This window comes from Aeromonas sp. 130281 (assembly GCF_056642115.1).
On sequence record NZ_JBWVQS010000003.1, the window covers coordinates 147521 to 168328 of the forward strand.

Here is a 20808-nt window from a genome sequence, read left to right on the forward strand (position 1 = left end):
GCTCCCGCGGGAGCCCTTGTTGTTGCCAGCTGGCGGCAGGGTCACTTCTCGAGACCGCTGCCGAGCTCCTCCTGACGGGGGCTGGCCGGCGCGCCGCGCTCGTTGCCGTTGCGCCAGTGCTCCAGCCGGTTGTGCACGCCACGGCGCAGGCTCTTGAAGCTGGTCTCCAGGTAGTGAACCCCCACCAGGATCCCCAGGGTCACGCCGGTGAGCAGCACGGCCTGGTGCAGCATTCCCATGCCGATCAGGGCGCCGAGGGCGGCCAGCATCCAGATGGTGGCGGCCGAGGTCACCCCCAGCACCTGACCATCCCGGGTCATCATGACCCCGGCACCGAGGAAGCCGATGCCGGTGATGAGCTGGCCCAGCACCCGGGCCTGATCCGCAGACTGAGGGCTGACGGCGGCGCCGATGGCGAGAAAGCAGTAAGTGCCGAGCACGATGAGGGAGGAGGTGCGAATGCCGACCGGCTTGCCGTGCAACTGCCGCTCCAGCCCCACCAGACCGCCACACACCAGACAGGCCAGAATGTTGTTCCAGCCAAGGGGCGCTATGTCCCACCACTGCATTGTCATCATACCCACCTCTGCCGATCCTGCTTGTTATCCTGCCGCGCTCTGCCCCCGGTTCTCCAGCCGTTGCCGGAAGGCCCTGGCCAGGCGCTCGTAGAGATCTTTGGCCTCTCTGTCTTCAATATCGCCACGTATCCAGGGATTGTCGATGATTTCCAGCAGCACGCAGCCCTGGCCCTGCTGGCGCAGATCCACCCCGAACAGGCCGTTGCCGAGCTGGTGCACGGCGCGGCGGGCGGTCTGCAACACCCGCTCCGGCACCTCGGTGAGCGGTAGCGCCTCGATCCGGCTCATGTCGAGGGGGTGCTTGCGTCGGCGGATGCGGTTGCCCGGCTCCGGCCGGTAGCGGCGGCAGGCGAACAGCGGCGAGCCGTCGAGAAAGCCGATGCGCCAGTCGAACTCGGCGGGGATCCGGCTCTGCACCAGCAGCAGGGCGGAGCGGCCCAGCCCCTCGTCCAGCAGGCGGGCGAGCTGGGTCTCGTCGCTCGCCATGGCGAGATCCCGGCCCTGGGCACCGTCGGGCACCTTCACCATCAGCGGCAGGCCGAGGCGCTGCACCAGCTCGTCCACCTGGTGGCGGCCACGGCGGGTCACCACCATGGTGGGGGGCATGGGCACGCCGCTGCGCACCATCAGCTCGTAGAGATAGAGCTTGTTACTGCAGGCGAGGATGGCACGGGAGCTGTCGATCACCGGCATCTTGAGCTGCTCGGCGCGGCGGGCGAACTCGAAGGTGTAGTGGCCGACCGCGGTCTCGGCTCGCAGCCAGAGGGTGTCGAACTCCGGCAGCCGCTCGATGGCGGAGGGGGCCAGTATCTCGGCCTGGATCCCCTGGGCGGCGGCGGCCTGGATGAAGCGCTCTATCGCCAGGGCATCGCTGCTGGCCCGGCCATCGTTCTGATCCATCAGGATGGCGAGCTGATAGAGGGGCGCCGTCTGCTCCTCGCCCCCGGTGCCCACCAGCGCCTGGGCGTGCTGCACCATCAGTGCCTTCTCGCTCGGGCTCAGCGCCAGGGGAGAGAGGCTCTGCTGCTGGCGCACCGACCAGCCGTGACGACCTCGCTTGAGGGTCAGCTCCTGCAGCGGCAGTTGGCTCAGGCCGTAGTAGTAGCGGGCCAGCCCCGCCAGCTCGCTCTGTTCGCACTGGCCGAAGATGGCGCGCACCCGGATCCTGTCCTCGCTCTGGCGGGTCAGCCAGCCCTGCAGCTTGCGCCACAGCTTGGCCGGTGGCTGCTGGGGTTGCAGCCGGCTGATGGCCTGCAGCCCCGGCAGGCAGTGGTGGCTGCGAGCCTGGGCCAGCAATGAGCAGTAATAGCCCGCGCTCAGGTGCTCCAGACTGCGGCAGAGGTTGATGATGCGGGGGCGGCCGCCGGTGGTGGGCACGCCGTGTTGCAGATAGGTGCGGGCGGTCAGCAGATAATCGGCATGGCAGGGCCAGTCGCCCAGCTCGTCGACGATGACATAGGTACTCATATTTTCGGCTCCACAGAAAGGACTGCCCGAGAAGGCAGGATCCCCAGTGGGCTTCGATGCACCGACAAGCACGACAATGGCGCGAGGGGAAACAAGAGGTTACAGTGCCTAATATTCTGCCTTGGTAACTTGTGATACAAGTCGCATTTCTGGTGCTGAGGATAAATAACCGAACAAGGACTCCCCGTGTTGACCGTGCGCGCGGCCCGAACCGATGATCTGGGCGCCATCGTGAAGCTGGAACGCTACTGTTTCCCCCCCGAGGTCGCCTTCGGCCGCAGCCGCTGGCACTATCTGCTCAGCCATGCCAGGGGGCGCACCCTGCTGCTGCTGGATGAGAAGGCGCAGTTGATGGGCTACCTCAGCGTGCTGGAGCACAGGGGCTGGGACAGGCTCATCATCCAGACCCTCGCCATTCGCTGGACGGTGCGCCGCCAGGGCTGGGCCCGGCGCCTGCTGGAGCAGGTGATCCGGGAGGGTCGGGAGGCGGGCTGGGGCGCCGTCCGGCTCGAGGTCGCCGATGCCAACCCCGAGGCCAAGACCCTCTATCACGGGCTGGGGTTTCGCCCAAGGCTCAGGCTGCCGGATTACTACGGCCCGGGCCAGCATGCCCACCGGCTGGTGCTGGCGCTGAAGCAGGCTTGAGAAAGGAGAGAGGATGAGCTGCGACGACTGTCTGGCCACCGCCATCAGGGCCAAACTCGGGCGTTGCCCGATCTGCGCCATCCAGACCTTCGTTATCGGGGCCGTGGGCTGGCTGGTCTGGTGGTGGTGTGGCGCCGACACCTCGGTCAACGCCCTCACCGGCCTGCTGTTTGCCCTGGGGGGCAGCGGCCTGCTGCTGCTGCACCTGTCGGTCTTCCTCTGGCGCAAGGTGACGGGACGCGAGCTGGATAATGAGTGAATTCTTTTTGTTTCAACCAGATAAATAACAATGGAGGTTCAGATGATCGCAATGGTAACGGGCGCCTCGTCCGGGTTTGGTGAGGCCATCAGCCGTCTGCTGGTGCAGGCTGGTTACAGGGTGATAGGCACCGGTCGCCGCGCCGAGCGGCTGGCCGCCCTGGCCGACGAGCTGGGCGAGCAGTTCCTGCCGCTGGCGTTCGACGTGCAGGACAAGGCCGCCACCCGCTCCGCCATCGCCGGGCTGCCGGCCGAGTGGAGCGAGGTGGATCTGCTGGTCAACAACGCCGGGCTGGCGCTCGGGCTCGAGCCCGCCCACAAGGCGGATCTGGAAGACTGGGAGCAGATGATCGCCACCAACATCAGCGGCCTGACCTTGCTCACCCGCCTGCTGCTGCCGGGCATGGTGGCGCGCAATCGCGGCCACGTGGTCAACATCGGCTCCATCGCCGGCACCTACCCCTATCCGGGCGGCAACGTCTACGGCGCTACCAAGGCGTTCGTGAAGCAGTTCAGCCTGAACCTGCGGGCCGATCTGGCGGGCACTGCCCTCCGCGTCACCAACCTGGAGCCCGGCCTCTGTGGCGGCACCGAGTTCTCCAACGTGCGCTTCCACGGTGACGACGCCAAGGCGGCTACCGTCTATCAGGGGGTGCAGGCCATCCAGCCGGAGGACATCGCCAATACCGTGCTCTGGGTCAGCCAGCAGCCCGCCCACGTCAACATCAACAGCATAGAGATCATGCCGGTGGCCCAGACCTTCGGCCCGCTGCAGATCAGCCGTCGCTGAACCCCGTCTCGCCGGGATGAGAAGAGGCACCCCCGGGTGCCTCTTCTCGCTCTGTTTTCTATCCCGCCCGCCGCCCCCGTCTGGCGCCATCCACCCTCTATCCCAGATCGCTGCCAGCTGGTGGTCAAGTTGGCCTGCAACTTGCTGAGTCATGGTGATTGGCGGGGAGTGTCTCCCCGGACGCCGGTTTGGCCGGCAGCAGCTTGGAGCCTTCATGGACATCAAACCCTATGGTCAGCAACTCGCCCAGAGTGCGTCCCACAGCCGTGCCCTGACCACCCTCAGTGGCGATGACAGCCAGCAGGGGAGCTGGGATCAGCAGGTCAGCCTCTCCAGCCAGGTGCTGACCGGCAAGGCGCAGCAGGTACTGACTTACGAGCATCTGGCCAGAAGCGGCAAGAGCGCCTCCCTGGCCGGGAGCGCCAGCAATACGGTGGTGCAGCAGCTGGTGGACAAGGCACTCGGCTTCGATCGCAAAAAATTTGACGATCTCGAGAGCCAGATCAAGGGGGTGGCCGACAACAAGACGCTCTCGGCCGAAGAGCGGGAGACCCAGACCCGGGCCCTGACCGAGCAGCGTGATGCCATGCTCAAGGCGGCCATGGACAGGCTCACCGGCAAGTCGTCGAGCGGGCAGAGCACCCAGGCCTGACACTGCCGACTCGAACGGCAATCTTTGGTGTCGGATGGGCAATGTTTTGCCCCGGATGCCGGGGAAGGATAAAGCAGGGAGCGCCAGCGCCCTCCCTGCCGCAGACGGTGTGCCTCAGGGCTGTTTGGGCACGATTCCTATGGCGATGGCCGTGGTCTGGACGGCCTTGATCTGATCCCCCTTGGCGATCAGGGCGAACTGGGCCGGATCCTTCACCTTGAGGGTGAGGGTATTGTCCACCCCCTTGACCCTGATGGTCTGCTGCGCCTTGTCGACGTCGATGACGTCGGCATAGATGGTGACCTGCATGCCAGCCCCGGCGCCCGGTTGCTGGCCGGCGGCCGCCTTGCTCCCCTCTACCTCCACCACCCGCTTTCTCACGCCGGCTGTGCCCTTGAGCAGCTCGAGATCCAGCAGTTGCAGGTAGCGCAGCGCCACCACGTCCCCCACCTTGAGGTTCTGGAGGTTGGTCACCTCCTCCCCGGCGACCAGATCGAAGGTCTCGCCTTCGGCATTCTTCAGGCTGATCTTGCGGGTCGCGAGATCGAGGGCGGTGACGGTCGCCTCGGCCTTCACCTCTTCTGCCAGGCTGGCCTGGCCCGGAGTGACGGCCACATTGGCGGTCACCTCGGCGGCCTGTATCAGGGGATTGACACAGAGAGTGAGCACTCCTGCGATCCATGCGTGCTTCAGTTTCATGATTAGACCCTATGGCTGGAAAACAGAACCCCGTGAGAGGCGTCAGGATGACGACATGGCGCGGCGCCATGACGGAGCAGGGGAGTGAGCCCCCTGCTCCAGTGACACCATAGCAAAGTCACACCTGAGTACCATCATGCCAAAGAGAGCGCATCACCATTTTGATGGCTTGCTCCCGTTTTTGACCTGATGGGATGACGGCATGGCGCGGCGCCATGAGGGAGCAGGGGACTGCGCCAGTGACACCATGGAAAGTCATGCCTGAGTACCATGATGCCAAAGGGGGGCATCACCATGTTGATGGCTCGCTCCCGTTTTTGACCTGATGGGATGACGGTATGGCGCGGCGCCATGAGGGAGCAGGGGACTGCGCCAGTGACACCATGGAAAGTCATGCCTGAGTACCATGATGCCAAAGGGGGGGGCATCACCATGTTGATGGCTCGCTCCCGTTTTTTGACCTGATGGTATGGCTGGCGCACAATCCCCCTGCATGCATTCAACCGAGGGCTCTGCCGTGTACAACTTCCAATATGCCAATCCCACCCGCGTCTGTTTCGGGGAGGGCCAGATAGCCACGCTGCCGGAGCTGATCCCGGCGGGCAGCCGCCTGCTGGTGCTCTACGGCGGCGGCAGCATCAAGCAGAACGGCGTCTATGAGCAGTTGACCCAGGCGCTGGCGGGCAGGGAGTGGCTGGAGTTTCCCGGCATAGGTGCCAATCCCCAGTACGATCAGCTGATGGAGGCTGTGGACCTGGTCAAGCGCGAGCGCATCGACTTCCTGCTGGCGGTTGGCGGTGGATCCGTGGTGGATGGCACCAAGTTCGTGGCCGCCGCGGCCTGCTTCGAGGGGGAGGATCCCTGGGACATCCTGCTGGAGAAGGCGCCGGTCAAGGGGGCGCTGCCGCTCGGCTGCGTGCTGACCCTGCCTGCCACCGGCTCCGAGAGCAATCCCGCCGCCGTGGTGAGCCGGGGAGAGGCCAAGCTCTCCTTCTACAATCCGCTGGTGCTGCCCCGGTTTGCAGTGCTGGATCCCACCACCACCTACAGCCTGCCGGTGCGTCAGGTAGGCAACGGCGTGGTGGATGCCTTCGTCCATATCCTGGAGCAGTACCTCACCTTCCCGGTGGGTGGGGATGTGCAGGACCGGCTGGCGGAGGGCCTGCTGCAGGTGCTGGTGGACAACGGCCCGCGGGCGCTGACGGAGCCCACCAACTATCAGGTGCGGGCCAACCTGATGTGGGCCGCCAGCCTGGCCCTCAACGGCCTCATCGGGCGCGGCGTGCCCCAGGACTGGTCCACCCATGCCATAGGTCACCAGCTCACCGCCCTGCACGGGCTGGATCATGCCCAGAGCCTGGCGGTGGTGCTGCCCTCCTTGCTGCGGGAACAGGCGGCCCAGAAGCAGGAGAAGCTGGCCCAGTTCGCCGAGCGGGTCTGGCACTCCCGCCGGGAGGACAAGGCGCTGCGCATCGAGGAGGCCATCATCCGCACCGAGCAGTTCTTCCAGCAGATGGGGGTGGGCACCCGCCTCGCCGACTACGGCCTGAACGAGAGCTGCATCCCCGCCATCTGCTCCAACCTCAAGCGCTTCGGGCTGACCGCCCTGGGTGAGCAGCAGGACATAGATCCGGACAAGGTAGCGCGGATCCTTTCCCACGCTCTGTAAGTCTGGGGCTCCAGCTCCTGGCGACAGAGAGAGTCGGGCAATAACAGTGGCGCGGATCCTCTCCCACGCGCTCTAGACCCCGGCTTCCGAGCTGAAAAGAAAACGCCCCGAGTTCGGGGCGTTTTGCATGCTGTGGTGAGGTGCCGGGGCTCAGGCCCCCTGATCCAGCTCGCGCTCCAGGGCTGCCGCCTTCTGGCGGGCCGGGTGGGTATTGAGCCGCTGCCAGTAGGCCTCAAGGTGCGGGAACCGGGCCAGCTGGCCGGCTTGGGCCAGCAGATCCACCAGGAAGGAGTTCATGATGTCGGCGCCGGAGAGGCGATCCCCCACCAGATAGCGGCGGCTTGCCAGCACCTCGTTGAGATAGCCCAGCACCTTGGCGCACTCCGCCTGGGCGTAGCCCGGCAGGAAGCGCATCGGGCTGCCATCCTTGCGCACGAACATGTCCAGCAGCAGCGGCAATATGCCGGAGCTCTCGGCGAAGTGGATCCATTGCAGGTATTCGGGGTAGTCGGGGCTGTCCGTGGCTGGCGCCAGCCGCTCGGGGGCGTGGCGGGTTATCAGGTACTCGGTGATGGCGCCGGATTCTGCCAGCACCCGGCCGTCGAACTCGATGACCGGCGACTTGCCGAGGGGGTGGATGGCCTTGAGTTCGGGCGGTGCCAAAAAGGTGGTGGCGTCGCGCTGGTAGGCCTTGATCTCGTAGGGCAGGCCCAGCTCCTCGAGCAGCCAGATGATGCGCTGGGAGCGGGACTTGTTCAGGTGGTGCAGGACTATCATGGGAACCTCGATTCGGTGGCGGGATTGGGTGTACGAAGGGGCGAGGCAAGTGGTTCACCGGCAAACAAAAAAGAGCGGGCAGATGCCCGCTCCGTGCCGACTCAGGCTTCCAGCGCCTGATCCAGATCCGCCAGTATGTCTTCGATCGCCTCGATCCCGACCGACAGCCGGATCATCTCCGGCTTGACCCCGGCCTTGGCCTGCTCGTCTTCGCTCAGCTGGCGATGGGTGGTGGAGGCGGGGTGGCAGGCCAGGGACTTGGCATCCCCGATGTTGACCAGCCGCTTGAAGATCTTCAGCGCATCGTAGAAGCGCACCCCCGCCTCGTACCCTTCCTTCAGACCGAAGGAGAGGATGGCCGAGGGACGGCCGCCCATGTACTTCTCCGCCAGCGGATAGTGGGGGTGACCCGGCAGACCAGCGTAGCTGACCCAGGCCACCTTGGGGTGATGCCTGAGGTGGTGGGCCACCCGCAGGGCGTTGTCCACGTGGCGCTCCATGCGCAGGCTCAGGGTCTCCAGCCCCTGCAGCAGCAGGAAGGCGTTCATGGGCGCCAGGGCCGCCCCCGTGTTGCGCAGGGGCACGGTGCGCACCCGGCCGATGAAGGCGGCCGGGCCAAAGGCCTCCGTATAGACCACCCCGTGATAGGAGGGCTCGGGCCGGGTGAGCTGGGGGAAGCGCTCGGCGTGATCCGCCCAGGGGAACTTGCCCGAGTCGACGATGACACCGCCCAGGGAGTTGCCGTGGCCACCGACATATTTGGTGAGGCTGTGCACCACTATGTCGGCGCCGTGCTCTATGGGTTTGCACAGCACCGGGGTGGCGACCGTGTTGTCGACGATGAGGGGCACGCCGCGGGCGTGGGCCACCCTGGCGAAGGCCGCCAGATCGACGATGTTGCCCGCCGGGTTGCCGATGCTCTCGCAGTAGACCGCCTTGGTCCTGTCGTCGATGAGGGCGGCGATGGCCTCGGCGCTGTCATCCTTGGCGAAGCGCACCTCGACCCCGAAGCTCGGCAGCATGTGGGCGAACAGGGTGTAGGTGCCGCCATAGAGCTGGGGGGTGGAGACGATGTTGTCGCCGGCGGCGGTCAGCGCCTGAATGGCGTAGGTGATGGCGGCGGAACCCGCCGAGACCACCAGCCCGGCGATGCCCCCCTCCAGGGCGGCCATCCGCTGTTCCAGCACGTCGTTGGTGGGGTTCATGATGCGGGTGTAGATGTTGCCGGGCACCGCCAGGTTGAACAGATCCGCCCCGTGCTGGGCGCTGTCGAACTCGTAGGCCACCGTCTGGTAGATGGGCACGGCCACCGCCTTGGTGGTGGGGTCGCTGGAAAAGCCGTGGTGCAGGGCCAGGGTCGCATCTTTCATCACACACTCCTTGTTGGACGTCGTCGCCATTATGGATGGATAGACGTCCAATCTAGCAGGCCCTGTGCCGATGTAAACCACCCAATCCGGCAAAGCATTGTCAGGGGCTTGCAGTGATCCTGCCGCGCCCTTTCCCGTCCGGAGTCCTGGCCCGATCAGAGGCGGCGACGATACTCCCTGTCGTCTATCTGCTGCATGTCCCACTGCATCAGGCGGTTGAGCTGCTGCATGGGATCCTCGATCAGGGTCAGGGGGCGGGGCTGGATCCGGCGGAAGTAGCGGCGCATTCCTTGCTGGATCCGGTTCGGTGCATGGGGGTTGGTCTGGCTCATGATGGTGCTCCTGTGCTGTGGTGCTCACGTTCGCCAACAGTATTGAGCTAAAATGAGGAAGTAAAAACTGACGACTTTATTGACAAGGATTTCCTCTTTTATGCCCAGCCGCCGCCTCTACCAGCAATTTCAACGGCTCGCCCAGCAGCTTGGCTGCGATGAGCGGGAGACCAGCCTCGCCGAGGTGGCGGATCTGCTCTGCTGCACCCCGCGCAACGCCCGCCTGCTGCTGCGCCGCATGCAGGATCAGGGCTGGCTCAGCTGGTCGGCGGAGGCGGGACGGGGGCGGCGCTCCCGGCTCATATTGCTGGACAATCAGGAGAGCCTGACTCGCCGCCGCCTGCGGGATCTGCTGAGCCAGGGGCAGCTCGCCCAGGCGGTGCGGCTGGCGGAGGGGCGGCTGGACTTGCTCACCCCGCTGCTCATCGAGCAGCTCGGTCAGGCCACCCGGGAGGGGCGCCAGATCCTGCGGGTGCCCTACTACCGGCCGCTGCCCCACCTGCTGCCCACGGATCCCCTGCGCCGCTCCGAGGTGCACCTCAGCCGCCAGATCTTCAACGGCCTCACCCGGCGAAATGAGGAAAATGGGGAAATCGAGGGGGATCTGGCCCACCACTGGGAGTGTCTCGGCCCCTGTCACTGGCGCTTCTACCTGCGCCCGGCGGTGCGCTTTCACCACGGCCGCGAGCTGGCGGTGGAAGATGTGATGGAGAGCCTGCTCGGCCTGCGGGATCGCCCGCTGTTTGCCCACCTCGCCCGGCTGGAGAGTCGCTGGCCGCGCACCCTGGATCTGCACCTCGACAGCCCGGATCCCCTGCTGCTGCACCTGCTGGCGGAGCCGGTGGCGGCCATCCTGCCCCGCGAACTCAAGGGGGAGGCGGGCTTTGCCCTGCACCCGGTCGGCACCGGCCCCTACAGGGTCACCGCCAACGATCCCCTGCAGCTGTGCCTTGCGGCCTTCGACGACTACTTCGGGCTGCGGGCCCTGCTCGACGAGATCGACATCTGGATGCTGCCGGAGCTGGCGGAGCGGCTGGAGAGCCACCTGCAGCTGGGGCGCGACAGCCCCGAGCTCGGCACCATGCGCGGCGAGTCCGAGCTGGAATCGGGCTGCTACTTCCTGCTGCAGGACGACAGATCCCTCCCGCTGCAGGATCCCGCCCTGCGCCAGTGGCTGACCCGGCTGCTCAACCCCATCGCCCTGATGGGGCGGGTCGCCCCCGAGCTGCAACGGGGCTGGACCAGTGCCCTCGGCCTGCTGCCCCACTGGCGCGAAGCCCTGCCCGCCGAGGAGCCACAACCTGCGCTGTTGCCGACCCGGCTGGTGCTGGCCTGCTTCAACCAGCATCTGGAGTTCAACGAGTGTGCCAATGCCATGGCCAGCCTGCTGGCAGAGCAGGGGATCCGGCTCGAGGTGCGCACCCTGGATTACGGCCGCTGGGTGAGCGGGGAGGATCAAGACGTGGATCTCTGGCTCGGCACCCTGAACCTGGAGCATGAACACGCCTTCGCTCCCTACGCCTGGCTGCAGGGCACCCCCTTGCTGCGCCGGGTATGGGGGGGCCAGCAGGCCCTGTGGCAGGGATTGACGCAGTGGCGCGCCAGCGGCGCCGAGCCAGGCCCGCGGGCCTTGCTGGCCGAGGTGCAGCGCCAGGGCTGGTTCGTGCCGCTGTTTCATCACTGGCTGGAGCTTGAGAGCCGGGTCGGCGTGCACGGGGTGCGGATGACGGCCCTCGGCTGGTTCGATTTTCGCAGCGCCTGGCTCAGACCCGAACAGGGGATGGCGGCGCCGGAAACCGGAGGCGGCTCCCACCCGGATGCCGGGACGCTTGAGTCATAAGGGTTGGCGCGCTAGCCTGTGCGCGGTCCCACGACAAGGAGTCGATATCCATGCTGGAAATGCAGATCCAACCCCGTTTTCAAGAGACGGACGCCCTCGGCCACATCAACAATACGGTGCCGGCGGTCTGGTTTGAATCGGCCCGTGATCCCCTGTTCCGCCTCTTCTCTCCCGAGCTGGATGTGCACGACTGGCATCTGATCATCGCGGGCTATGCGGTGCAGTTCAAACGGGAGCTGTTCTATGGCCAGCAGGTATTGATCAAGACGGGGGTGCGGCGCATCGGCACCAGCTCTTTCACCCTCTGGCAGGAGGCCTGGCAGGGGGGCGAGCTGGCGGTGACCGCCGAGACGACCCTGATCCATTTTGACTACCAGACCCGTCAGTCCATCCCCCTGAGTGACGCGCACCGGGAGGGGCTGAGGGCCTGGCTGGTAGAGAGTTAACCTGGCCTTTTGGCCATCACAGGACACTTATGCGCAAGACAGCGATCGCCCTGAGCCTCGGCTTGGGACTGGGACTCTGCTCCCTGCCTTCTCTGGCCACCACCCTGGCCGAGCAGTTCACCCTGATGGAGAAGGGGGCCGACTATGGTCTCGACACCCGGCTGTTCAGCCATGACGGTGTGGACATCAAGGCCTGGATCGACGGGGTTCCCGTCATCATAGCCGTGCCCATACTGAACGAGCAGGGCAAGCAGGAGGGGGAGAGCCGCTACTACTTCAAGGGGGGCAAGCTGTTCGGGGTGAAGGAGCCCGCCGCCCAGTTCGCCTTCGATGACGGCGGCAAGTTGACTCAGTGGCTGGATGAGAAGGGGCAGCCAGCGGAGTTCGTCAGCAAGATGAGCATGCAGCAGCGGGAGGCCTGGCTCACCAAACGGGCGGCCGAGCTGAGCGCGCTGTTCGTGCCGAGTCAGGCGGAGCAGCAGGCCGGCGAAGGCAGCGTCAAGCTGAAGGGGGTCGAGCTGACCCGGTGGCTCTGCAACGGCAAGCTGATGGCGCTGGCCAAGGGCGACAAGGTGACCTTCGAGCAGGCCAGGCTCAAGACGGGCGCTGAGGGCATGAAGGGGGAGGTCTCCCTGCGCCAGGAGAAGGGGTGGCAGGATCTCTGCCTCACCTGCGAGGTACAGGGCACCCAGGTGACCCGCCTCACCTGGCAGCCGCTGCCGGGTGCCAACAAGCCGCAATGAGTGCGGTGACAGCATGAAGCGAGGGGGCCGTCGGGGCCCCCTCGCCATTTATGGCCGCTCCCCGAGTCTCTGCCGGGTCAGCGCCTCCACCCGCCGCCACTGCCCAGGCTCGAACCAGCGCGCCAGGATCGCCTGCTGCTGCTCGGCCCTGTCCAGGGGGAGCAGGGGCTCGAGTTCCGCCAGATAGCCCGCGAGCTGCCGCTCGAACCCTTGCTGGCTCTGCGCCAGCTGGCGCAGCCGATCCACCGCCTCAGGCCCCAGCTGTTCCAGCAGCACGGCGTCCCGTTCGGCGGGGGGAAGTCGCTCCAGGCGCTGCAGATCGCCGAGCAGGCGACCGTTGGCCTCGGCCTCCCTGAACCACTGGGGCTGCTCCGCCAGCCAGAGCGCCAGCTCTTCCCCCAGCATCACCCTGTCGGCGGCGTCGGCCTCTGCCAGCGCCTTGCGCCTCAGGGTCCACTGCTCCATCAGCCTCTCTTCGGCAAACAGCGACGCCTGCTCGGCGGGGCTGAAGTGTTGCCGGCGCAGCCGTTCACGCTCGTCAAACAGCAGCTGCAGGCTGGCGAGGCCGGGATCCGTCGGCACCGTCAGGCTCCCTTCCGCCCGCAGAAACTGCCGGTAGCGGGTCAGCATGGCGTCCTCTTGGTCCGTCTCGCCCTGCTCCAGCCGCTGGGCCAGCTGGTGGCGCAGGGCTCCCCGCTCGGGGGCTGCCGCCAGATCAGGGGCAGGCTCGGGCCAGAGCAGGAGTGTGCCCAGCAGGGCCGCGCCCAGAGAGAGGGCGACCAGCAGGAGCCGTCTCATAGCCCCAGCCTCTGCAAGCGGTTGGCGTGCTGGCGATAGAGGGTGACGGGATCGGTGTCGAACAGGTGGTGGATGCCGAACGACTGGTTTACCTCGTCCAGGTGGTTCATCCGGTAAGCCGTGCCTATCACCTTGCCGAGGTGGCTGCTGCAGACCCCGACCAGGCCGTCATTGGGCTCGTGAAAGAAGGTGCCGGTCAGGGCCAGCGCCGGATCCACGGGATCCAGTATGTTGGTCATGTTGCCGCGCCCGCTCCAGGAGAAGTAGTAGACGCCGTTGTCGGCCAGCAGGGGCCCCTCGCCGCAGTGCTGGCTGGGCAGTCCTTCCGGATAGCGCTGGTTGAAGCGCTGGGCACCGGCGCTGGTCAAGGCATCGAGGGAGGCGAGGGGATCCTGGGGCAGGTCACTGCCGCCGGAGAGCAGCGAGATGACCCCGGAGAGCGCCGAGGCGGCGGCCACCGCCAGCTGCTCGGCCACCGAGCCCGGCGCCACCCTGGCGCGCACCAGATCGGCGATCTCGGAGCCCTGGTTGACGCCCCCCACGCTGGTGGCGGAGGCGACCAGCTCGGGGGCGACCGAGGCCACATAGCGAATGGTGGGGCCGCCGTGGGAGTGACCTATGAGGTTCACCTTGTCGGCCCCCGTGATGGCGAGCACCTGCTGTACCTGCCTGAGCAGCTGTTCGCCGCGCAGCTCCGAACTCTGGGTGGCGGAGACCTGTGCCACGTAGACGCGGGCACCGTCCCGGGTCAGGGCCTGGGGAATGCCGTAGAAATAGTCGACCCCGAGCAGCTTGTCGAAGCCGAACAGCCCGTGCACCAGCACTATGGGGTAGCGGGTCTGGGTATAGCCGGCCCCCTGGCCCAGCATGGGCAGGGCGCACAGGAGCACCAATAGCCATCTTTTCATCTTCACCATCCTTGTGAAAACCGACTGCGCTCCGGCAGCCACCGGCCTCATGCCAGTAGCAGCAGCATGGTAGCTGAACTCAAATGTATCTGTGGATGGGATCACTAAACCGGGGATTGCAGAAAAACCCTACCCATATGGGCAAAAAGAGGCCGCGCCAACTATTCCTTGTGTCCGCCCATTAAATAAGTTAAATAATAATTATTATCATTTGAGTGTCTGAGTCATGACGGTAACCTGGGTGAAGGGATGGGTCGGTGCCACCGACGGGGAGAGCAGCATGGCGCACTGGAAGGCGCAGACCCTGAGTGGCAATCGCCACTTCGACGCGGGAGAGCACGCCAGGGCGCTCGACTATTACCAGCAGGCCCTGTGGCTGGCCCGTCAGCAGTTCGCCTGCTGGCCGGATGCGGACGAAGCCGTGGCCGCCCTGGTGGTGGCCCACCACAACCTGGCGGATCTGCTGGTGGCCATGACGCTGCCGGACAGGGCCGCCGACATGTTGTGCCATGTCCACGACTGCCTGCTCGCCACCAGCCAGTCTCCCGCAAGCCCGGATCCTCTGCGGGCGGCGGCCCTGCGCCATAGCCGCAGCACCCGCACCGAGCTGCTCGCCTTCATGCAGAAACACGGTCATCACGACGGCATTTTGCGCTGCCTCGGTCAATGTCAGTGCCAGACCGAGCCCGCCCATCGATTGCATTGAGCCCAACAAGAGAGAGAACGAACATGAGCCATACCCTGCCTGCCCTCGCCTATGCCTATGACGCGCTGGAGCCTCACATAGACGCGCTGACCATGGAGATCCACCACAGCCGTCACCACCAGACCTATATCACCAACCTCAATGCCGCCCTGGCCGAGCTCCCCGAGCTGGCGGCCCTGCCGGTGGACGAACTGCTCGCCCGTTTCGACAGCCTGCCGGTGAGCGTGCAGGGGGCGGTGCGCAATCACGGCGGCGGCCATGCCAACCACAGCCTGTTCTGGCAGGTGATGAGCCCGCAAGGGGGCGGCGAGCCGGGCGGTGAGCTGGCCGAGGCGATCAATCGGGATCTGGGGGGACTGGATGCCTTCAAGCAGGCCTTCACCCAGGCGGCCCTGAGTCGCTTCGGCAGCGGCTGGGCCTGGCTGGTGGTCGATCAGAGCGGCAAGCTGCAGGTGGTGAGCAGCGCCAACCAGGACAGCCCCCTGATGGAGGGGCTGGTGCCCGTCCTGGGGCTGGACGTGTGGGAGCACGCCTACTACCTCAAGTACCAGAACAAGCGCCCGGACTATATCGCCGCCTTCTATAACGTGGTCAACTGGCCGGAAGTGGCTCGTCGCTACCAGCAGGCGCTGGCATAAAGAGCGGCATTTACTGCCATAGATGAAAAAAGAGACCCGCCAGTTGGCGGGTCTCTTTTTGGGGTTTCGTCACCGAGCTCAGTCGGTTGCCTTGTCTGCATCTGTCGCTACCGCCGCACTGGTCACCTCGGCAGCACTCGATGTGGCGGGGGCACTGCTGGCTGCCGTGGCTAAGGCCGAACTTGTCGCGGTCGCTACCGCCGCGCTGGGCACGGGTTGTGATGGCTTCGCGGGCTTGGCCGGCGTCTTGGCCGCGGGAATGGGCAGGCAGGGCTGGCTGGCCCCTATGGTGCTCAGGGGCTGGCAGGGGATGGGACCACCGATGACGATGGGCTCGCCGAGGAACTTGGGCCCCTTGTCCAGCACGTAGAGATCGAGCAGCCCCATCAGCCGGGCGAACACCTCGCGCACCCGGGTCTTGATGCCCTGATAGGCGCTGGGATCCAGGGCGTTGAAGCCGACCGCCTCGATGCCGAAGTGACGGGCGATGAAGATGGCGCGCTCGTTGTGGAAGGCCTGGGAGACCACGGTGAAGCGGGCCTGACCGAACACCTCCTTGGCCCGCACTATGGAGTCCAGGGTGCGAAAGCCCGCGTAGTCGCTGTAGATGGCGCTGGCGGGGATGCCCGCCTGGATCAGGGCCCGCCGCATCTGGCGCGGCTCGTTGTACTGGACGGTGGCGTTGTCGCCGGAGACCAGGATGTAGTCCACCTTGCCGTTGTTGTAGAGCTCGGCGGCGGCCTTGATCCTGTACTTGAAGTAGTGGTTCGGGCTGCCCCCGATCAGATATTTGGAGGTGCCGAGCACCAGGGCGACCCGATTGTAGGGCACCGCCTCGACGTCGTCGTAGGTGTAGTGACGGGCGTCGGAGACGGTCCACTCGCTGTAGCCCAGCAGCCCGGCGACTGAGGCCAGCAGCAGGCAGAGGCAGGCGAGCAGGATCTTGGCAAACTTCTTCATGCGCGGTGCGGTTCGGGTCTGAAGTAAGAGATGACAGGGGGCCATTCTATTACAAGTTGCCGTGGCGCGTCAGATTTGATGCGCCCCCATGGCGTCACTCGGGCACAGGCTGTCGCAGAGCGCGGCGCTATCTTGAGCCCATCAAGAGGCGCCATAAACAAGGGCGGCCATGGCCGCCCTTCCTCATTCATGGCTCACCCTCAATGGGCCGAGTCGTTCGCCTTGCACTCCTCAGACTCCTTGTTGGCGTCCCACCAGGGCAGCAGCTCCCGGCCGAGCCAGGCCTGATAGGCCTCGCTGTCGTTTGCGATCAGGGCGTCCAGCTCGGCTTCGAAGGCACTCATGGCCTGCTGCTGATCCGGGCCTCGCAGGGCCTGGGCCATGGCCAGCCAGCTGGCGCCGCGACCGGTCTCGCTCAGGAAGCGGTGCACCGTGTAGGACCAGGAGTAGACCATCTCGCCGCCCTTGTCGTAATCCAGGTGCAGGATGTCGGCCAGGGCCGGACGGTCGTTGGCCGGGCGGCCGGCGACGTTGTCCAGGCCGCGGGCGAAGCACTGGCCGTGGGCGACGAACTCCGCCAGCCCTTCCGACCACCAGGTGGTGCGGTTGAGCGGGTAGTGGCCGAAGCTGCCGTACTGGTTGAAGCGGCCGTCCAGGTAGTGCACGTACTCGTGGCGCAGGTTCCACACCTGGAACGCTGGGCGCTTCCACTCTGCCTCGTAGGCGAAGAAGCGGGCCTGGTTGCCGGGACGGGCCGGATCCCCCTCGATGTAGATGCCGCCGTTGTCGGTGGAGACGCCGCCAAACAGGGCGCTGCCGTAGCGTTTCCAGTCGGCGGAGGAGTCGAAGATCACCAGCTCCAGCGCCTCGTTGAGATCGTCCGCCACCGGCTGACCGCCGGTCTCCATCTGGCGGTGGAACTGCTGCTCCTCGGCCCCCAGCTCACGGCAGATCCCCTCGGCCTGATCCATGGTCAGATCCTGGGCCCGCAGGCGCAGGGTCGGCGAGCAGGTGTGCTCGAACGGCAGCACGTCCTCCACCCGGACAGGGGTGCAGAGTCCGGCGAAGTCGCCGCTGATGCAGGCCTCGCCGGTGCGATCCGTGTAGGTCAGGTAGTAGGTGGAGAGGGTCAGCGACATGTCGTCCAGCAGATCCTGGCTCTGTTGGCCGCCCGGGATCAGGTCGTGGTGGCGAACGAGGGCGATGACTGAGTCATCCAGCAGCCTACGGTAGCCGTCGAGCTCGTCCGGACGGGTGTAGCGGGCGACCCGGTAGAGGCGGGTGTAGGCATCCAGCACGTTGTTGAGCAGGAACAGATCCGCGCCGTCCCGTCCCTTCCACAACGCGAGCTCGCTCATGCCGAGGGCGTGCAGCTGCTGGCGCAGCTCGCCATCCTGCTGGCGGAAGTCGTTGGCGAAGGCGTCGCTATGGTCGCTGGCGAAGTCGAGGAAGTTGAGCAGATCGAACAGGCCGGTGGCCCAGGCGTGCTGGCCGTTGATCTCGCTGGCATGGCGGGTGGCGTAGGCCAGCATCTGGTTGAACTGGCCGAGCAGGGTACCAAAGCGGCTCTGTACCGCCGTGCTCCTGAACTGGCCGTGCAGGGCTATGCTCCAGGCCCCCATGACGGCACCTACCTCGTCGCTGGCCTGCTCCGGGTAGAGCAGCGGATGGGCGCCGAGCGCGGTCAGCGCTTCGGCCAGCGCCTCGGCGGCGGCCGGGCCGTCCTCCTTGTGCTTGCCGTAGTTGTGGTAGTTGTGGGCACGCACGTATTCCAGCAGCAGCTTCATGGCCGGATGGGCCGGCTGATTGGCCGCCAGCAGGCTCTGGATGCCGCGGGACACCGCCAGCAGCTTGCGGTCATCGTGGCCATAGTTCTCCTGCCAGACCGGGGCGGGCTGGCCACTGGCGTCCTGCACTATCCTGGCCGCTTCGGCGTCCAGCAGATCGGTATCGGGCAGATCCGGTTCGGAACAGGCGCGGCCGTCGGCGCGGCGGCAGTCGAGCTGCTCCTCCTTGCTGGCCAGCACCAGGGGGCGGTTGAGCACCCGGCTCTCCTGCCACTCGGTTGTTTCCGGCAGGGTCTGCCATTCGCTGCCCCCCACCGGGTATTGATAGCCGGTGTCCTTCAAGACCACCTGCACTTCGCTGCCGGCGGGCAGGGTCTGGCGGCACACCCGATAGCTGATGGTCTTGTCCCCTTCCTGACGGGTCTGGGGTTCATCGCACTCCTGCTGTGCCCTGGTCTCGTCCAGTTGCCAGCTGTATTGGCGCCAGACGTGCAGCTCGCTCACCTGACGGGCGGCCTGGCTGCCCGCGATGGGCTGCAGGCGGAAGAAGATCTGCTCGAGGCGGCCGTCCCGCTCATTGGGAGTCTCTTCCAGCACCTTCAACTGCTGCCAGTCTCGGGGCTGGTACTGCCATGCCTGCTCGGCGCAGCGCCCCTCGGCGTTGAGCTCGCAGCGATCCAGCTCCTGCTCGCTGTGGCCCAGGACGATGCGCTCGGGGAGCGGCAGGCTGTCCTGACGGGGTGCGGTCGGGGTGCCTGCCAGCGGCTCCCAGCGGCCCTGCTGCATGCCGTAGCCAAAGTCATGGCTGCTGGCCGGGACGGCCTTGCCGGCCGGCACTACCTCTTCACAGCTGAGGTAGCGGATCTGCCAGCCCTGCTCGACCCTGAGCTGCGGCTCGCCGCACTGCTGTTCGGCCAGGGCCGCCAGGTTGGCGTCGCGCCAGTCGAAGCGGCGGTAGACCCTCAGCTGCTGATAGGGGGCGTTGCCATCGCGGGCGCTCAGCTCATAGGTCACTTCGGTGAGGCTGTCCCCCAGCTGACGGCTGGATTCACCTGTGAGCTGATACTGTTGCCAGTCGGGGGAGTAGCTGGCCAGCGTCGAGGTGGCGAGCAGGCCGGGGGCTGCCAGGAGCAGCAGCCGGGTAGAGAGGTGATTCATCATGATCCCTTTGGTGGATGGAGTGACGTGGGGACCAGACAGGGTATTGGGCTCCAAAAGAATATCAATGAACCAGATGGCGCCGAGAAATTATGTATTCGGGAGCAAACAACATAAAAACAGCCCCAAGAGGGGCTGTGTTGATAGCAAGGACTCAGCCCCATATGGGGGGCGGCGTCACTCCTCTTGCCGCAGGCTCTGGGCGAGCAGGGTGCGGGAGGGTTTCAGGCTGCCGCCGAGATCCGGCCAGGGCAGCCAGCGATCCGGCACCATAAAGCCGGGCAGGGTGGCTCTGATCCAGGCGGCCAGCTCGGCGTGGGGAACAGGTTCGCCGTGCCAGTCGATAAAGGCGGCGGGTCGCTGCCCCCACTGCGCGCTGGGGATGGGCACCACCAAGGCCTGGGCCACGGCGCCGTGATCCACCAGCCGCTGCTCTATGATCTCGGGCTGGATGTTCTCCCCTCCCGAGATGAAGAGGTTGTCGAGCCGCCCCTCCACCACCAGCTCGCCGTCCGGGGTGAAGTGACCCTTGTCCCGGGTGTGGAACCAGCCCTCCTCATCCAGCGGCAGCACCAGCGCTCCAGCCTGGAAATAGCCGGCAAACAGGGTGTCGCCGCGCACGCAGATCTCCCCCTGGCGGATGCAGACCTCCCGCCCGGGCAGGGGCCTGCCCACTACCCCGGCACCGGCAGGCTGGCCGGTGCAGACCTGGCTGGCCATCTCGGAGAGGCCATAGCTCGACTTGGGGGTGAACCCCAGGGCCTTGAGCTGGTTGACCAGGGGCTCAGGGATGGCGGCCCCCCCGAGCAGCAGCTCGCGCAGGCGGGTGCGAGCGGGGTCGAAGCCTTGTGCCAGCAGGCGCCAGAGCTGGGTCGGCACCAGCGAGAGGTGGGTGATGGGCTGGTGCTCGAGCCGCTCCTTGAGGGGCTGGGTGCGATCGTCCAGCACCAGGCTGGCCCCCGCCAGGAAGACCCGGAACAGGATGGCGTAGCCGCCCACGTGAAACAGCGGCAGGGAGAGCAGCCAGCCGCAGTCGCCATCGAGCGGGATCAGGCTGGCCGAGCCCCGGGCCGAGGCCAGGTGGTTGGCGAGGCGGTGCACCACCGCTTTCGGCGTGCCGCTGGAGCCCGAGGTGAGGATCATGTTGTTGAGTTGGGCCGGTTCAAGCGGCCAGGCTTCCTCACTGGCCGGCAGCTCGTCCGTGAAGTCGAGCCGCAACGGCAACCAGTCCCCCACCGGAGCCTCGCCCGCGGACCAGAAGGCGCAGGCATCCAGCTGTGCGGCCAGCTCGGCCTGTCTGGGGAGGGGGAAGGCGGGATTGAGCGGGCAGAAGACGAGGCCGCTGCGCACGCAGGCCCAGGCCAGCAGCACGTCCTCCAGGGCGCCGCGCACCACGGCGGCCAGCCGGTCGCTGGCCTTTAAACCCGCCAGCTCGAGCTGCTTGCAAAGGGCGTTGAGCCGCGCATCCAGCTGCCGGTAGCTGAGGGAGGTGTCGCCGTGGATGGCGGTGCGCTCGGGCGCCGTTAGTGCCCAGTGGCGCACCGGGCAGACTACCAGTGAGGCGTCCGCTGCACGGACGGGCAGCAT

General features: G+C 66.3%; 21 protein-coding genes. 10 read left to right on the plus strand and 11 right to left on the minus strand.

Annotation, left to right across the window (positions count from 1 at the left end):
- Nucleotides 1-41: 41 nt before the first annotated feature.
- Nucleotides 42-578 carry an MgtC/SapB family protein gene (locus AC1IN8_RS10540; RefSeq protein WP_162519295.1) on the minus strand — a complete coding sequence of 179 codons (537 nt, stop codon included), beginning with the start codon at nt 576-578 and terminating at the stop codon, nt 42-44.
- Nucleotides 579-602: 24 nt separating this feature from the next.
- Nucleotides 603-2045, minus strand: coding sequence for a RimK family protein (locus tag AC1IN8_RS10545; RefSeq protein ID WP_139439184.1), 1443 nt, complete (start codon nt 2043-2045; stop codon nt 603-605).
- Nucleotides 2046-2231: 186 nt separating this feature from the next.
- Between AC1IN8_RS10545 and AC1IN8_RS10550 the strand changes: the two genes are divergently transcribed.
- The 4 genes from AC1IN8_RS10550 to AC1IN8_RS10565 all read left to right on the plus strand — a co-directional run bounded on the left by AC1IN8_RS10550 (nt 2232) and on the right by AC1IN8_RS10565 (nt 4390).
- The gene (locus tag AC1IN8_RS10550; protein WP_319916805.1) at nt 2232-2690 is read left to right on the plus strand and encodes a GNAT family N-acetyltransferase; all 459 of its coding nucleotides are present in this window, start codon (nt 2232-2234) and stop codon (nt 2688-2690) included.
- 13 nt (nt 2691-2703) lie between these two features.
- The gene (locus tag AC1IN8_RS10555; protein WP_479758827.1) at nt 2704-2949 is read left to right on the plus strand and encodes a DUF3624 family protein; all 246 of its coding nucleotides are present in this window, start codon (nt 2704-2706) and stop codon (nt 2947-2949) included.
- 42 nt (nt 2950-2991) lie between these two features.
- Nucleotides 2992-3738 (plus strand): SDR family oxidoreductase, encoded by a 747-nt coding sequence (locus AC1IN8_RS10560; RefSeq protein ID WP_479758828.1) that lies wholly within the window; start codon nt 2992-2994, stop codon nt 3736-3738.
- 214 nt (nt 3739-3952) lie between these two features.
- Nucleotides 3953-4390, plus strand: a complete 438-nt coding sequence (locus AC1IN8_RS10565; RefSeq protein WP_479758829.1) for a hypothetical protein — start codon at nt 3953-3955, stop codon at nt 4388-4390.
- Nucleotides 4391-4504: 114 nt separating this feature from the next.
- On the opposite strand, the gene AC1IN8_RS10570 is transcribed toward AC1IN8_RS10565, so the two are convergent.
- Nucleotides 4505-5089, minus strand: a complete 585-nt coding sequence (locus tag AC1IN8_RS10570; protein ID WP_139439178.1) for a hypothetical protein — start codon at nt 5087-5089, stop codon at nt 4505-4507.
- Between the two features lie 493 nt (nt 5090-5582).
- On the opposite strand from AC1IN8_RS10570, the gene AC1IN8_RS10575 reads away from it, so the two are divergent.
- On the plus strand, nt 5583-6758 hold the full coding sequence (locus tag AC1IN8_RS10575; RefSeq protein WP_319912273.1) for an iron-containing alcohol dehydrogenase: 1176 nt from the start codon (nt 5583-5585) through the stop codon (nt 6756-6758).
- A 150-nt stretch (nt 6759-6908) separates the two neighbouring features.
- Here AC1IN8_RS10575 and AC1IN8_RS10580 read toward each other — a convergent pair whose 3' ends face one another.
- The 3 genes from AC1IN8_RS10580 to AC1IN8_RS10590 form a co-directional block, all read right to left on the minus strand.
- A complete protein-coding gene (locus AC1IN8_RS10580) occupies nt 6909-7535 on the minus strand; it encodes a glutathione S-transferase family protein (RefSeq protein ID WP_479758830.1) in 627 nt (208 codons plus the stop codon).
- A gap of 101 nt (nt 7536-7636) precedes the next feature.
- Nucleotides 7637-8905, minus strand: coding sequence for an O-acetylhomoserine aminocarboxypropyltransferase/cysteine synthase family protein (locus tag AC1IN8_RS10585; protein ID WP_319912271.1), 1269 nt, complete (start codon nt 8903-8905; stop codon nt 7637-7639).
- Nucleotides 8906-9060: 155 nt separating this feature from the next.
- Nucleotides 9061-9237 (minus strand): hypothetical protein, encoded by a 177-nt coding sequence (locus tag AC1IN8_RS10590; RefSeq protein WP_139439171.1) that lies wholly within the window; start codon nt 9235-9237, stop codon nt 9061-9063.
- A gap of 100 nt (nt 9238-9337) precedes the next feature.
- On the opposite strand from AC1IN8_RS10590, the gene sgrR reads away from it, so the two are divergent.
- Genes sgrR through AC1IN8_RS10605 form a run of 3 tightly spaced genes read left to right on the plus strand, consistent with a single transcriptional unit; the run spans nt 9338 to nt 12266 of the window.
- A complete protein-coding gene (gene sgrR / locus AC1IN8_RS10595; RefSeq protein ID WP_479758831.1) occupies nt 9338-11077 on the plus strand; it encodes an HTH-type transcriptional regulator SgrR in 1740 nt (579 codons plus the stop codon).
- A 50-nt stretch (nt 11078-11127) separates the two neighbouring features.
- Entirely contained in the window at nt 11128-11523 is a 396-nt protein-coding gene (locus tag AC1IN8_RS10600) for an acyl-CoA thioesterase (protein WP_319912269.1), read from the plus strand.
- Nucleotides 11524-11552: 29 nt separating this feature from the next.
- Nucleotides 11553-12266: a hypothetical protein gene (locus AC1IN8_RS10605; RefSeq protein ID WP_479758832.1), complete on the plus strand. Its 714-nt coding sequence runs from the start codon at nt 11553-11555 to the stop codon at nt 12264-12266.
- Nucleotides 12267-12314: 48 nt separating this feature from the next.
- On the opposite strand, the gene AC1IN8_RS10610 is transcribed toward AC1IN8_RS10605, so the two are convergent.
- Together AC1IN8_RS10610 and AC1IN8_RS10615 are read right to left on the minus strand one after the other, a co-directional pair.
- On the minus strand, nt 12315-13064 hold the full coding sequence (locus tag AC1IN8_RS10610) for a lipase secretion chaperone (RefSeq protein WP_479758833.1): 750 nt from the start codon (nt 13062-13064) through the stop codon (nt 12315-12317).
- The gene (locus AC1IN8_RS10615; protein WP_265436473.1) at nt 13061-13972 is read right to left on the minus strand and encodes a lipase family alpha/beta hydrolase; all 912 of its coding nucleotides are present in this window, start codon (nt 13970-13972) and stop codon (nt 13061-13063) included. The genes AC1IN8_RS10610 and AC1IN8_RS10615 overlap by 4 nt, the downstream gene beginning before the upstream one ends.
- Nucleotides 13973-14252: 280 nt before the next feature.
- On the opposite strand from AC1IN8_RS10615, the gene AC1IN8_RS10620 reads away from it, so the two are divergent.
- Together AC1IN8_RS10620 and AC1IN8_RS10625 are read left to right on the plus strand one after the other, a co-directional pair.
- Entirely contained in the window at nt 14253-14678 is a 426-nt protein-coding gene (locus AC1IN8_RS10620; protein ID WP_479758926.1) for a hypothetical protein, read from the plus strand.
- Between the two features lie 23 nt (nt 14679-14701).
- Entirely contained in the window at nt 14702-15316 is a 615-nt protein-coding gene (locus AC1IN8_RS10625; RefSeq protein ID WP_429041203.1) for a superoxide dismutase, read from the plus strand.
- A 78-nt stretch (nt 15317-15394) separates the two neighbouring features.
- On the opposite strand, the gene AC1IN8_RS10630 is transcribed toward AC1IN8_RS10625, so the two are convergent.
- The 3 genes from AC1IN8_RS10630 to AC1IN8_RS10640 all read right to left on the minus strand — a co-directional run bounded on the left by AC1IN8_RS10630 (nt 15395) and on the right by AC1IN8_RS10640 (nt 20808).
- A complete protein-coding gene (locus AC1IN8_RS10630; RefSeq protein WP_479758834.1) occupies nt 15395-16321 on the minus strand; it encodes a SanA/YdcF family protein in 927 nt (308 codons plus the stop codon).
- A gap of 155 nt (nt 16322-16476) precedes the next feature.
- Nucleotides 16477-19221, minus strand: a complete 2745-nt coding sequence (locus AC1IN8_RS10635; protein ID WP_479758835.1) for a collagenase — start codon at nt 19219-19221, stop codon at nt 16477-16479.
- 177 nt (nt 19222-19398) lie between these two features.
- Nucleotides 19399-20808, minus strand: a complete 1410-nt coding sequence (locus tag AC1IN8_RS10640; RefSeq protein WP_479758836.1) for an AMP-binding protein — start codon at nt 20806-20808, stop codon at nt 19399-19401.